This is a genomic window from Bacteroides intestinalis DSM 17393, from assembly GCF_000172175.1.
Lineage (GTDB): Bacteria > Bacteroidota > Bacteroidia > Bacteroidales > Bacteroidaceae > Bacteroides > Bacteroides intestinalis.
Genome location: NZ_ABJL02000008.1, coordinates 1,008,592 through 1,021,729, shown reverse-complemented (window position 1 = coordinate 1,021,729; position 13,138 = coordinate 1,008,592). Strand labels below are relative to the sequence as shown.

Annotated in this window: 10 protein-coding genes; 4 read left to right on the top strand and 6 right to left on the bottom strand. The window is 43.7% G+C overall.

All coding sequences use genetic code 11. The features are described 5' to 3' along the window. On the top strand, nt 1-1,878 hold the full coding sequence (locus BACINT_RS13555) for an ABC-F family ATP-binding cassette domain-containing protein (RefSeq protein ID WP_007664021.1): 1,878 nt from the start codon (nt 1-3) through the stop codon (nt 1,876-1,878). After that, nucleotides 1,875-2,720 carry a histidinol-phosphatase gene (locus BACINT_RS13550; RefSeq protein WP_007664020.1) on the top strand — a complete coding sequence of 282 codons (846 nt, stop codon included), beginning with the start codon at nt 1,875-1,877 and terminating at the stop codon, nt 2,718-2,720. The genes BACINT_RS13555 and BACINT_RS13550 overlap by 4 nt, the downstream gene beginning before the upstream one ends. A 15-nt stretch (nt 2,721-2,735) precedes the next feature. Here BACINT_RS13550 and BACINT_RS13545 read toward each other — a convergent pair whose 3' ends face one another. The 5 genes from BACINT_RS13545 to BACINT_RS13525 all read right to left on the bottom strand — a co-directional run bounded on the left by BACINT_RS13545 (nt 2,736) and on the right by BACINT_RS13525 (nt 9,382). Continuing rightward, on the bottom strand, nt 2,736-3,212 hold the full coding sequence (locus BACINT_RS13545; protein ID WP_007664019.1) for a thioredoxin family protein: 477 nt from the start codon (nt 3,210-3,212) through the stop codon (nt 2,736-2,738). A gap of 13 nt (nt 3,213-3,225) precedes the next feature. Then, nucleotides 3,226-3,522, bottom strand: a complete 297-nt coding sequence (gene trxA / locus BACINT_RS13540) for a thioredoxin (RefSeq protein ID WP_007664018.1) — start codon at nt 3,520-3,522, stop codon at nt 3,226-3,228. Nucleotides 3,523-3,794: 272 nt separating this feature from the next. Then, nucleotides 3,795-5,957 (bottom strand): S46 family peptidase, encoded by a 2,163-nt coding sequence (locus tag BACINT_RS13535; RefSeq protein WP_007664017.1) that lies wholly within the window; start codon nt 5,955-5,957, stop codon nt 3,795-3,797. A 25-nt stretch (nt 5,958-5,982) separates the two neighbouring features. Further along, nucleotides 5,983-8,142 (bottom strand): S46 family peptidase, encoded by a 2,160-nt coding sequence (locus tag BACINT_RS13530; RefSeq protein WP_007664015.1) that lies wholly within the window; start codon nt 8,140-8,142, stop codon nt 5,983-5,985. A 13-nt stretch (nt 8,143-8,155) separates the two neighbouring features. After that, the gene (locus tag BACINT_RS13525; RefSeq protein ID WP_007664013.1) at nt 8,156-9,382 is read right to left on the bottom strand and encodes an anaerobic sulfatase-maturation protein; all 1,227 of its coding nucleotides are present in this window, start codon (nt 9,380-9,382) and stop codon (nt 8,156-8,158) included. A gap of 212 nt (nt 9,383-9,594) precedes the next feature. Between BACINT_RS13525 and BACINT_RS13520 the strand changes: the two genes are divergently transcribed. After that, on the top strand, nt 9,595-10,329 hold the full coding sequence (locus BACINT_RS13520) for a DUF4369 domain-containing protein (RefSeq protein ID WP_007664011.1): 735 nt from the start codon (nt 9,595-9,597) through the stop codon (nt 10,327-10,329). On the opposite strand, the gene BACINT_RS13515 is transcribed toward BACINT_RS13520, so the two are convergent. Further along, complete coding sequence (locus tag BACINT_RS13515) at nt 10,323-11,075, bottom strand: lysophospholipid acyltransferase family protein (RefSeq protein WP_007664008.1); 753 nt, start codon at nt 11,073-11,075, stop codon at nt 10,323-10,325. The two genes, BACINT_RS13520 and BACINT_RS13515, sit on opposite strands and share 7 nt — an antisense overlap. 797 nt (nt 11,076-11,872) lie before the next feature. On the opposite strand from BACINT_RS13515, the gene BACINT_RS13505 reads away from it, so the two are divergent. Beyond that, a complete protein-coding gene (locus BACINT_RS13505; RefSeq protein ID WP_044155255.1) occupies nt 11,873-13,012 on the top strand; it encodes a hypothetical protein in 1,140 nt (379 codons plus the stop codon). Nucleotides 13,013-13,138 lie beyond the last annotated feature (126 nt).

Sequence of the window (13,138 nt, the reverse complement as noted above, 5' to 3'; positions counted from 1 at the left end):
GTGATTAGTTATCTTCAGATAGAGAATTTGACCAAATCGTTTGGTGATTTGGTATTGCTTGAGAATGTTGCTCTCGGTGTAGCAGAAGGACAACGTATCGGATTGATTGCCAAGAATGGTAGCGGTAAAACTACCTTACTGAATATCATTGCCGGAAAAGAGGGATATGACAGTGGGAATATATCTTTCCGCCGTGACCTCCGGGTGGGGTATTTGGAGCAAGACCCGCAATATCCGGAAAACCTGACTGTATTGGAAGCCTGTTTTCATCATGGCAACAGTACTGTAGAACTGATTAAGGAATACGAACGTTGCATGGAGACGGAAGGGCATCCGGGACTCGATGAAATCCTGATACGCATGGACCATGAAAAAGCATGGGACTATGAGCAGAAGGCCAAGCAAATTCTGTCTCAATTGAAGATACGTAATTTCGACCAGCAAGTAAAGTACCTTTCCGGTGGTCAACTGAAGCGTGTGGCACTTGCCAATACCCTTATCACTGAACCGGATTTTCTGATCCTGGATGAGCCTACCAACCACCTCGATCTTGATATGACTGAATGGCTGGAAGATTATTTGCGCCGCACCAACCTCAGCCTGCTTATGGTGACGCACGACCGCTATTTTCTGGATCGTGTCTGCACCGAAATCATTGAAATAGACAATCGTCAGATTTATCAATACAAAGGAAACTATAGTTATTATCTGGAGAAACGGCAGGAACGCATTGATGCAACGAATGTCGAGATCACCCGCGCCAACAACCTGTATCGTACAGAACTGGAATGGATGCGCCGTATGCCGCAAGCTCGCGGGCATAAAGCCCGCTATCGTGAAGAGGCTTTCTACGAATTGGAGAAAGTAGCCAAGCAGCGTTTCAATAACGACAATGTGAAGCTGGATGTGAAAGCGTCCTATATCGGCAGTAAGATATTCGAAGCGGACCATGTGTACAAATCATTCGGTGACCTGAAGATATTGGAAGACTTCTCTTACATCTTTGCCCGTTATGAAAAGATGGGTATTGTGGGAAATAATGGTACCGGTAAATCTACTTTTATCAAAATCCTGATGGGAGAAGTAAAGGCAGACAGTGGGACAATCGATATTGGTGAGACGGTGCGTTTCGGTTATTACTCGCAGGATGGCTTGCAGTTTGATGAACAGATGAAAGTCATTGATGTGGTGCAGGATATTGCCGAAGTCATAGAACTGGGGAATGGCAAGAAACTGACTGCTTCCCAATTCTTGCAGCATTTCCTTTTCACCCCCGAAACTCAACATAGCTATGTTTATAAATTGAGTGGTGGAGAACGCCGCCGCCTGTACTTGTGTACGGTACTGATGCGCAATCCTAACTTCCTTGTATTGGATGAGCCTACCAACGACTTGGATATTATCACTCTGAATGTGCTGGAAGAGTATTTGCAGAATTTCAAAGGCTGTGTGATTGTGGTTAGCCATGACCGTTACTTTATGGATAAAGTCGTAGACCACTTGTTGGTGTTCAATGGGCAGGCGGACATTCGTGATTTCCCCGGAAACTATACGCAGTATCGTAGCTGGAAAGAAGAAAAGGCTCGCCAAGAGAAAGAAAAAGAGAAAGAGGCTGCCAAACCGCAGGAAGACAAAACTTCTAAAGTACGTCTGAATGAAAAGCGACGGATGTCCTTTAAGGAGAAGAGAGAGTTCGAACAACTGGAACAGGAAATTGCTGCCTTGGAAGAAGAAAAGGCCAGTATTGAAACTGCTTTATGCAGTGGTACCCTGTCTGTAGACGAGCTGACAGAGAAATCCAAACGTCTGCCTGAGGTAACCGATCTGATTGATGAGAAGACCATGCGTTGGCTGGAACTTAGTGAGATAGAAGAATGAATTTAACTAACTATCATAGTCATAGTTTGTATTGTGACGGACGTGCTAATATGGAAGACTTCATCCGCTTTGCCCTGAGTGAAGGATTTACGTCTTACGGCTTTTCATCTCATGCCCCGTTGCCGTTTCCTACTGCTTGGACCATGGAGTGGGATTGCATGGATGATTACCTGGCAGAATTTCGTCGGCTGAAAGCTAAATATGCCGGACAGATAGAATTGTATATAGGTTTGGAGATCGACTATCTGAATGAAGAAAGTAATCCTTCTGTTGCTCGTTTCCGGGAATTGCCATTGGATTATCGCATTGGCTCGGTACACCTGCTTTACAATGATAAAGGAGAGGTTGTGGATGTAGATGTTACAGCGGACAAATTCCGTAAACTGGTGGACGAAGAGTTCGGAGGTGATTTGGTACGAGTGGTACATCTCTATTACGAACGCCTGATGCGTATGGTAGAATTAGGTGGATTTGACGTTGTGGGGCATGCCGATAAAATGCATTATAATGCTGCTGCTTACCGTCCCGGTCTGCTGGATGAGCCTTGGTACGATGATTTGATACAAGAATATTTGGATGCCATTGCCCGTAGGGGGTATATTGTAGAGGTCAATACGAAATCATATCTTGAATTGGGTACTTTCTATCCCAATGAACGCTACTTCCCTGTATTGCTGGAGAAGGGGATCCGCGTGCAGGTGAACAGTGATTCCCATTATCCGGAGCGTATAAACAACGGACGCTTGCAAGCCTTGGCGGCCCTGCAAACGTCCGGTTATCACACTGTCACAGAGATGTACAATAATGAGTGGAAAGATATGCCCCTCATCATTCATACATGACTCCTGTGACTTTTACTATTTCTTTTTCAATAAAAAATCTTCAATGGCTTTTTGATAGGTAGCTTTATCTGCTGCACCGCGGAAAAGCTGCGGTTCTCCTTCCATCGGAATGAAGACAAAGAGAGGAATACTGCTTGCATTGAATAATGCGGCAAGTTCGCGTTCCTTATCCACATTTACCTTGTAAATCACGATCTTGCCGGCGTATTCTTTTGCCAGTTCCTTCATGATCGGTGCTGTCATACGGCAGGGACCACACCAGTCAGCATACAAGTCAATGATGGCAGGTTTATCACCTTTATATTTCCAATCCTGAGATTTCCCATAGTCGAATACATCCTTAATGAACATATCCTTGTTCATTACGATGACCTCCCCGCTCTTAGCTTCCTTTTTTTCCGGTTCTTTTTGCTGTGCCTGAGCCTTGTCTGTGCAGGCATACGTCAGTACACTTGCAAATAGCAGAATGGCAACTGTTAAGATTTTCTTCATGTTTTTTTATTTCTTATGAATTTTGTTCGATGACAGTTTTCAGTTCGCTGCCTTTGATTACTCCGGAATGGCGCCAAACAGCTTCCCCTTTCTTGAATATAATAAAAGTAGGTACTGCCTGTATGCGATACTTGGCAGCCAGTTCTTCGTGCTGGTCAACATCGATTTTTACGATGCGGGCAGCTTCACCAATTTGACCTTTCAACTCTTCCAATACAGGATGCATAGCCTTGCATGGACCACACCAGGTAGCAAAGAAATCTACTAAAACGGGTTTTTCTGACTGTATAAGTTCTTCAAATTTTTCCATAATCTTTTCCTTTCTGTTAGTACTACAAGTTTTTTTATTACTACAAAATTAGTGTTATTGTCTGTAGTTAGAAACAGTTTCGGATATGTATTGTTCACGCCCTTTTATCCTTTATGGCCGTTTTGAGCATATTTTGGCTATTTTTTAGAATACTTGTTATAATGAAACATTTTCCTATGGAAATGATTTCTTAAAAGAAACACCCCTACAGGTACTATACAGATACTTGTAGGGGTGAATTATCGGAAGTCCGTAGGGACTTTTAGTTGCTTTTATTCCGCAATCGTCAATTCCTTAATGATGTGTGAAGCTCCGGCATACTTCTCTATGATGAATAAAGTATAGCGGATATCTACACAGGCGGCACGTTGTGATGAGGGGCGGAAAGCGATGTCTCCTGTAAGCCCTTCATAATTACGGTCGAAACCTGTACCGATCAGTTCACCTTTGGCATTGAATACCGGACTGCCGGAGTTACCACCGGTATTATCCGTGTTCACGATGAAACAGATAGGCATTTCACCGTTCGGCATGGCATAGCGACCGAAGTCTTTTGCTTGATACAACTGTTTTAGTTTTGCAGGAATCACGAATTCCCAGTTATTGGGATCTTCCTTTTCCATGGCACCTTTGAGTGTGGTGTAATAGCCATATTCCACTCCGTCCGCAGGTTCATACGGTAACACTTGTCCGTAAGTGAGACGCAGGGTAGAGTTGGCGTCCGGATAGATCGGAGTGCCTGCACTGCGTTTCATATCCATCATTCCCTTTACCCACACTTTATGTGCGGCATTATAGTTCTTGTTGGCCTCTGCCATGGCGATGGCGGTCTGCAACAAGCCATCGGTGATGGAGTGCTTGAACAACACCATCCAGTCGAAGCCCAGTTTATAAGAACCCGGCTTGCGGATAAACTTCTCGAAGTTCTCTTTATTTCCAAAAATAGAGTGGTCGAAGCAAGCGTCCACAAAAGCATCACTATTCCCCTTGAAACGCTTATCGATCACTTCAAAGATACTGATACGTTGTTCTGCGGGGATATATTGCATGTAAGTCTGCAGCATTTTTTTGGCAACAATACGTTCCACTTCGGGGAAAGGTACGGAGGCAAAATACTTGTCTGCGGCAATCTTCAAGCTATCTGTGGCAGTTTTAATCTGCGCTTTGTCTTTGTTCTTCAAAGCAGCCAGCATGGCAGAAGTATTGGGAATGCGCATGAAGTCCAATCCCGTTATCAATGCTTCCTGAATGGCTTGCTGGTGATAAAGGGCAGGGCGGCGATGCGCGACGATGTCCCGTATCTGGTTGAATGCTTTCTGATAAGAGTCGTCACCCTGTTCGCGTCCGCGGGCGAGGAGTTGCTCCTGTTGTGCCCGTTTAGTATCCAGCACTTTCAGGCGGACAAGTCCTTCGTTCATACCGATGGCATTCTTCCAATAGTTGGCAGATGAAGCATACTTGCTGGCGTAGTGAATACGTACGGCGGGGTCTTTCTGCATCTGTTCCATTAATGCTTCTTGGCGCACACCGCGTACATGATGGCGCATGAAATTCGTAGTTTCCATACGTTCTTCCACTTCGTCGGAGATCATATAACGCCAGTTGCGTCCGGGGAATCCCATAACGAACGTGAAGTCACCTTCCTTGTAGCCGGCAAGGCTGATCGTAAGGTGTTTCTTCACCTTCAAGGGTACATTATCTTTGGAGTATTCCGCAGGTTTTCCATCCTTATCGGCATAAATGCGGAACAGGGAGAAGTCACCTGTATGGCGCGGCCACATCCAGTTGTCGGTATCTGCACCAAACTTACCTATGGAAGAAGGAGGTGCACCTACCATGCGGATATCACTATACGTAGTCTTGATGAACAGATAGTAACGGTTTCCGCCATAGAAAGCTTTCAGCTCCAGTTTGCGTCCCGGAGTCAGGGCAATGCCTTGTTCGGAAGAAAAACGTTCGGCTACTTCTTTCAGGTACTTGGGAGAGAGATAATTGGTACCATTCGGGTCCGGATCTATCTTCAACTGTTCGTTGACGTAATCAGTCACATCCAGTATCTCATCAATATAAGTGATGGTAAGTCCCTTGCAGGGAAGTTCTTCTTCACGGCTCATGGCCCAGAAACCATCCGTCAGATAGTCGTGTTCCACCGTACTGTGTTGTTGGATAGCACCATAGCCACAGTGGTGGTTGGTCAATACCAATCCTTCGGCAGAGATGACTTCACCTGTACACCCCCCACCGAAGTGGATCACTGCGTCTTTCAGTGCAATGCCGTCGGGGTTATAAATCTGGTTAGCCGGGATTAGTAATCCCAGTTCTGTCATAGCCACTTCGTTCTGCTTCTGCAGGTCGGTCAGCATCCACATACCTTCGTCGGCAATACTCGGAAGGGTGAGAGCCAAAGCCAGTGTTGTTATTAGAGCTTTCTTCATATTGTAATAGGGGGAGATAGATCAGTTATTCAACAATTGTCATTTCATTGATCAGATGCTCGCATCCTCCCAGTTTTTCGAGGATGAACAGTACATAACGGATATCCAGATTGATGCAACGTTGCAAGTTGTTATCGAAATTGATGTCACCACTCAGAGACTCCCAGTTACCGTCGAAAGCACATCCGATCAATTCACCGTTTGCATTCAGTACCGGGCTACCGGAGTTACCACCGGTAATATCGTTCGTGCTCAGGAAGCAAACCGGCATGTCACCGTTCGGCAACGCATAGCGTCCAAAATCCTTTTTCTGAATCAGTTCCTTCAATTTGGCAGGAACTACGAATTCACGGTCTTCGGGATTTTCTTTTTCCAGAATACCGTCTGTAGTGGTATAGTATTTATAGTGTACGGCATCACGCGGATTGTAAGATTTTACATTTCCGTAGGTCAGACGGATTGTAAAGTTGGCATCCGGATAAGATGGAACAGGCTCTTTCATTTCGCCCAGACCACGGATATATGCTTTGTGCAGCAAGGTCAGTTCTTTGGAAGTGCTGTTCAAATCTTTTGCCAATGCCATCATCTTTTCAATCTTGGCATGTGAATATTGGGTTGCAATATCTTTTTCGATAGCTTTTACCGTAGGTTTCTTTAAGAACTTGTCGAAGTTAGCCTGATTGGCCAGGATGGAGTTGTCATACATAGCATCGATGTATGCATTGTAATCACCTTTGAATTCCTTTTCGATAGTCTGATAGAAAGCCGGACGCTGTTCTGCCGGAATGATTTCAGCATATACCGGGAAGATAGCTTTAGCCACTTTACGGTCTACTTCATGATCGTAGTCTTTGTTGTGGATATCAGCAAAAACTTCTTTCAACTGTTCTATGGATTTATTGATCAGAGAGTCATTCTTTTCTTCCAGACCTTTTTTCAGGTTGTCCATAACCATGTACGGGCTACCGAATTCAATGGCGCCGCTGAATGCTTCCATCAGATAATAATACTGAGTGGTTAATGGCATCGTTTGGTTTACAATGGCATCGATCTTCTCTACTACACCTTCGTATTCCGGCTTGCCTTTGGCAAATTCTGCGAATCTTTTCTCTTGTTCTGCTTTCGTACCCAGCACATCATTATCAATGATCGCTTTGTTCATGCCGATAGAATTTTTCCAGTAGTTGCTGCTGCCGGCATATTTGTTGGCATATTGTATGCGAGTCTTATCACTGGCAGCCATCACTTCTTTCAGTACGGCAAGACGTGCGCCACGGATGGTGATACGGGGTTGGTTCTGTGCTTCCATACGTTCTTTTACTTCCGATACGGTGAGGTAGCGGCTTGTGCTTCCGGGGAAACCCATAATCATGGCATAATCACCTTCCTCCAGCCCCTTGATTGAGATGGGCAGGTATTTCGGAGTTTTCAGGGGCACGTTTGATGCTGAATATTCTGCGGGATCACCATTAGCGTCAGCATAAATGCGGAATATGGAGAAGTCTCCCGTGTGGCGTGGCCACATCCAGTTGTCCGTCTCTCCACCGAATTTACCGATAGAGGAGGGGGGAGCAGCTACCATGCGTACGTCTGTGTATACTTTCTTGTAGAACAGGTAATATTTGTTACCGGCATAGAATGGCAATGCTTGTACTTCGATGCCCTTCTTGTCCTTCAGATCGCTTTTTTCGAATAATTCCTTAGCCAGTTTGTTGAGGAACGGGCGGGTCATTGCATTCACTTCCGTCACTTCGCCGGCAGCGATTTTCTGGTTTACGATGTCCGTGATATCTTCAATACGGTCCACGAACTGGAACTTCAATCCCGGAGTAGGCAATTCCTCGCTACGGTTTTTAGCCCAGAAACCATCTGTCAGATAGTCATGTTCCACACTACTGTGTTGTTGGATAGAAGCATAGCCACAGTGGTGGTTAGTCAGGATCAGACCTTCCGGTGAGATAATCTCACCCGTACAGCCTCCTCCGAAGATACCTACCGCATCTTTCAGTGAGACTCCGCCCGGATTGTACAAGTCGTCTGCTTCCAGTTTCAGCCCTTGCTTTTTCATTAACTCAATGGAGTTCTGCTGTTTCATCAACTGCAACAACCACATTCCTTCGTCGGCACGCATTGCAGAACCGAACGCCAGCGCAGAGAGCGCCACTAAATAGGTCTTAATTTTCATTCTTACTTGATTATTATGATTTTGTTTTTATGAAATCCATCACATTGGCAGGCGGGCGCTGATTCATCAGCTCGTTCTTCATGAAGTCCATATACGGAGCCACATGACTGAAGAAACGGTGATACCCTTTACATAGATAGTTTAATCCCGGTTCTCCGCTTGCCGTCCGTGCAAAACGGTTCTTGGGACATTCGCCGTTGCAGGCAAACAGCCACTCACATTCACGGCACTGAGTGGGTAATGATTGCTGTTTCATCTGTCCGAAAGCCTGTTGCTTTTCACTGTACATCATTTCCACCAGTGTCTTCTGGTAAATGTTTCCCAACTTATATTCGGGGAATACAAAATGGTCGCAGGAATATACATCTCCGTTGAATTCCATTACTCCGGCATGCCCGCAGGTCTTTGCCATGGTGCATACCCCCGGCTGTTCGCCTATCCAGTTGGCTAGGGTAGAGTCGAACAACTGAATGTAATATGTGCCTACATCCTTTTTCACCCATTCGTCGAAGAGAGTACAGAGGAAATTGCCCCATTGTTCCGGGCTGACGGAGAAGTCCGCCAGTTCAGCCACCTCTTCCCGGTCGGCGAGTGAGGCGAGGTGTCGTCCGTCCTGATGTCCGAATACTCGCTCTACGATGGGGGCAAACTGTATGTAGTGGCAGCCTATTTCCTTGAAGAAGTTGTAAAATTCCAGCGGATAATCGGCATTGTAGTCATTCACTACCGCCATTCCGTTCCATTCTACACCATGCTTCTTCAATAAATTGATGCCTTGCATCACCTTTACGAAAGAGGGCTTTCCCTGCTTGTTTTTTCGATATTCGTCATGAAACTCCTGCGGCCCGTCGATAGAAACTCCCACCAGCCAGTTGTTTTCACGGAAGAATTCACACCATTCATCCGTCAGCATGGTTCCGTTGGTTTGTATGCTGTTGTCTATGGTGCGTCCGCGTGCATATTTCTTTTGCAGCTCCATCGCCTTTTTGTAGAAAGACAACGGGCGCATCAGGGTTTCCCCGCCATGCCAGGTGAACATTACCTGCGGCATGGTTTGCGAATTAATATACTCTTCAATAAATTTTTCCAGCAACTCTTCGCTCATTACATGCTTGGGGTTGTTCTGGTATAGTTTGCTCTTTTCCAGGTAGTAACAGTAGTCGCATGCAAGGTTGCAAACGGCCCCTACCGGTTTCAGCATGACGTAGAGTGGCTTGGCAAAAGGAGCATAAGTTGACATAGGAGACTATCTTGTTTCAGTAATAGGGTTTACATTTTGTTACTTATCACTGCAAAAATAAGTAAACTAAATGAAATATCCTTTCTTTTCTCCCTCCTTATAAGGATTATTAATGGAAAAAAGAGAGCAAAATTTAAATATTGATAAAAAGTTTCTTTACAGCGCGAATAGGTTGTACCTTTGTATCGTATTTCTTAAAAATCGTTTCCTGCATGATTAGAATGAATGTGAACCGTATTTTGCCCTTAATGCTTTTGCTCGTGCTTTTTGCTTCGTGCAGTCGCAAGTATAAAGTGGAGGGTGTGTCATCGGTGACCAGTCTCGACGGTAAGATGTTATACCTGAAAACGCTCCGCGACGGGCAATGGATAACAATTGACTCTGCCGAAGTGGTGCACGGTTTGTTCTCAACGAGTGGCCCGTCAGACTCTGTAATGATGGTGACGCTCTACATGAATGATGAGGCTATCATGCCTCTTGTACTTGAGAACGGCAAAGTTGAAGTCTCCATATCCAACTCTCAACTCACCGCTAAAGGTACACCGCTAAACAATGCTTTGTATGAATTCATCGAAAAGCGCAATGCGCTTGAGCTGAAGATTGAAGAACTGGAAAAGAAAGAGGCACGTATGGTTCTGGATGGCGCCGCATTGGATGACATCCATGAGCAACTGACTCAGGAGGGAGAGGCCTTGATAAAAGAAATGAATGACTATATAAAGGAGTTTATTTCTGCCAATTATGAGAATGTCCTTGGTCCCAGTGTATTCATGATGATGTGCAGCACGCTGCCTTATCCCATCATGACCCCACAGATAGAGGATATCATCCGTACGGCTCCCCAGTCTTTCAAGAGTACTCCTTTGGTGAGGGAATTCCTCGATAAAGCCAAAGAGAATATGAAATTAATAGAGGAACATCAACGCATGGAGGAGAGCAATCACTGATCCTCGTTTTTCACCATTCCCTTGTATTCTTCCGGTAAAGCACTTTCTACGGCGGCGTAGGCTTCGGCCATCGTCGCCTTGATGTTTTCTATACCTTGCCCTTTGGGTGGGATAGGGTCGTGAATGGTCAGTATCATGCGATGGCGATGTATCCACTTACCGGTGCGGGGTAGGATTTGGAATGAGCCGTCGATAGTGACAGGTACTACTTCCAATTGCAATTCGTCTGCCAACTGGAAAGCGCCTTTCTTGAAGTATCCCATGTGTCCTGTAAAAGTACGTGCTCCTTCCGGGAATACCACCAATGATACGCCATCTTTCAGTGACGCCTTTGCCTGACGAATGGTTTCCAGTACTTTCTTAGGTCCAGAACGGTCTACAAAGATGTGTCCTGCGCTTTCACAGGCTTTCCCTACGAAAGGTAATTTCCGCAGGCTCTTCTTCATCATCCACTTGAAGTTGCGTCCCAGGAATCCGTAGATCAGGAAGATGTCGAATGCACCCTGATGGTTGGGCACGAATACGTACGATGTATGTTTATGTATCTTTTCCCGACCGCGCACCTTAACAGGGATCAGCAGGAAAACACAAATTAGTTGTGACCATATTTTTCCGGGATAATATCCCCAGATGTGTGCACCGCCTATCAGTGAGCCGACAATCGTGACCAAAGCCGTAAGAATAGTCAATACCAGCAGAATTGGCAATGCAAAACATATTTGGTAGATATAATAGAATATCTTCATAAGTGTTGGATTTTTGTTGCTGCAAAGATATATAATTTGATTTAGATATGCTACCCGGCAATGGCACTTTTAATGGTACATACAATGAACTAAATGCAATAGCTAACTCCGTTCTTAGGCATTCCTATGCTTTTTCCCTTCCAACGGTTAGCCTTTTCCATCCGAACGTTTATTCTTTCCACCGTGGAGTTTCTTTCTTTCCACCATGGTGGAAAGAAAGTTTCCCCGTGATGGAAAGCAACTTTCTCCATGGTGGAAAGAATAAGTACCTACTACAATTTTCCTTAACCGTCGCAGCGAAAAGGGATAAAAGTGGCGATGCAGCGGCTTAATCTCTGAAACTTAATATTATTTATGCGGATCAGGAGTTGGATTGTGTTCATATCCGCATTATCTATTGCTTTTGAATGCTATTTTTCTTGACATGGAATAGAAGCACTCCCTTCATTTGGCTAAAATACGGGGCTATAAGTGACCCTGACCCTAAATTGGCCTCTTAGTTTTTTTATTTGTAAATTTTCAATGTATTGATAATCAGTGGGTAATAGCTGTTTAAAACTCCTGTTTATTAAATAAAATGATGTATGTCTTTCAGGAAATATTAGAGTGTATTCTTTATATTTGCTGGCTGAAAAAACTTTATAATTGTAGTCTAAAAGGGGATTTTTTGAGCGCACATAAATGATGCCTGGCTATATTCAGAAGATGTTTTTAAATCTGTAGTGACTTTACGGTATAATTGCTTGATGATGGGCTTCTTTTTATGTACTTTTGTGGCATACACATTTATAAATGCCATGAAATACTATAAACAAACATTATACATATTGTGCGGATTGCTGCTGATAACCGTAGGGGTACTTGTACATTCGCTATATCTGAGCGGTGTGGAGAATCAAGAGAAAGATAAACAGACTGCCAAAATGTTATTGAAAGATGCAGCGGTGGGATGGGTTAGTCAGGAATTTGATAATTTGGGAGTACCATATTCAGCAAGTGGTGATAAAAATGAGGTAAAGAATCCTCAGCGTCGTATGATAACGGCTACAGGTACATTGGTTGTGAATGTGGATTCTGTAAAAGAGCAGAAGCGTTTGCTCTCTTCTGATTTATTGGCTTCTATGGTTTGTTACTTATTTAAACATAAAGGTTCTTCAATTGGTGGATTGAATGAGCAGTGGCAAAAAAAGTTGGATGCAAGTTTACCTCATTATTATTCTGCTCTTGAATTTATGTCTCAAATGCCCAATACTGAAAAGAGCTTTCAACGAACTATTGCTGGAAATCCTACCCTTTGTCTGCCTGAAAATAAACTCGGAGATTATTATTTGGATAATATGTATTTTCTTTCAGTGAAAGCCTATTTATCTGCACCGTCTGTGTGGTGGTGTGCAGACTGGAGGCGTATGGATATTGTCTTATATATTGGAGTGTTAATATTAGGAATATGCATCTTGGTATTTCTACTTATATATAATAGGAATAGAGTTCCAAATGATAAAGTGAATGTTCTGTCATCCGATGTTCTTGTCCGTCATGATGAATTTTTATTATCTGATACAATTTTATCATCTGATACGATTGTATCAGATGATGAGATAGTTTGTAGCCTTGGTAATGCTAAATACCAACTACGTGAGATTCTTTTTGATGAAAGGGAAATGACCATAACTTATAAAGGGCAGGTGAAACAATGTTCTAAGCAGCCGTATAAGTTGTTATGTGCTTTTATCCATGCTAAAGACCATTTTTTGTCGAATGATAGAATAACTGAAATTTGTTGTTGGAATTTGGATGATATTGGTTTGGAAAGTAAAAGAAAAACTGCATTATCCCAGCTTCGGGGATTGCTTGAAAGTGATAATTCGCGCGTGAATATTGTCCGTATGCGAAATGAAAAAGATGAAGTTGGTTTTGTTTTGTTGGTCACAAAATAAATAAATCCTTAATTTTTAATTAAAAAAGGCGTTTTAAGGGGGTAAGAATTTTCTTACCCCCTTAAGGCGTTATAAAATCAATGAAACATATATGAAATATTTGTGTAATCTTTATATTTGCCACAT

What these genes read in the sequence shown, in the direction of transcription:
- BACINT_RS13550 (WP_007664020.1), top strand. Translation starts at nt 1,875, where the DNA reads ATGAATTTAACTAACTATCATAGTCATAGTTTGTATTGTGACGGACGT.
- BACINT_RS13545 (WP_007664019.1), bottom strand. Translation starts at nt 3,212, where the DNA reads ATGAAGAAAATCTTAACAGTTGCCATTCTGCTATTTGCAAGTGTACTG.
- trxA (WP_007664018.1), bottom strand. Translation starts at nt 3,522, where the DNA reads ATGGAAAAATTTGAAGAACTTATACAGTCAGAAAAACCCGTTTTAGTA.
- BACINT_RS13535 (WP_007664017.1), bottom strand. Translation starts at nt 5,957, where the DNA reads ATGAAGAAAGCTCTAATAACAACACTGGCTTTGGCTCTCACCCTTCCG.
- BACINT_RS13530 (WP_007664015.1), bottom strand. Translation starts at nt 8,142, where the DNA reads ATGAAAATTAAGACCTATTTAGTGGCGCTCTCTGCGCTGGCGTTCGGT.
- BACINT_RS13525 (WP_007664013.1), bottom strand. Translation starts at nt 9,382, where the DNA reads ATGTCAACTTATGCTCCTTTTGCCAAGCCACTCTACGTCATGCTGAAA.
- BACINT_RS13520 (WP_007664011.1), top strand. Translation starts at nt 9,595, where the DNA reads ATGATTAGAATGAATGTGAACCGTATTTTGCCCTTAATGCTTTTGCTC.
- BACINT_RS13515 (WP_007664008.1), bottom strand. Translation starts at nt 11,075, where the DNA reads ATGAAGATATTCTATTATATCTACCAAATATGTTTTGCATTGCCAATT.
- BACINT_RS13505 (WP_044155255.1), top strand. Translation starts at nt 11,873, where the DNA reads ATGAAATACTATAAACAAACATTATACATATTGTGCGGATTGCTGCTG.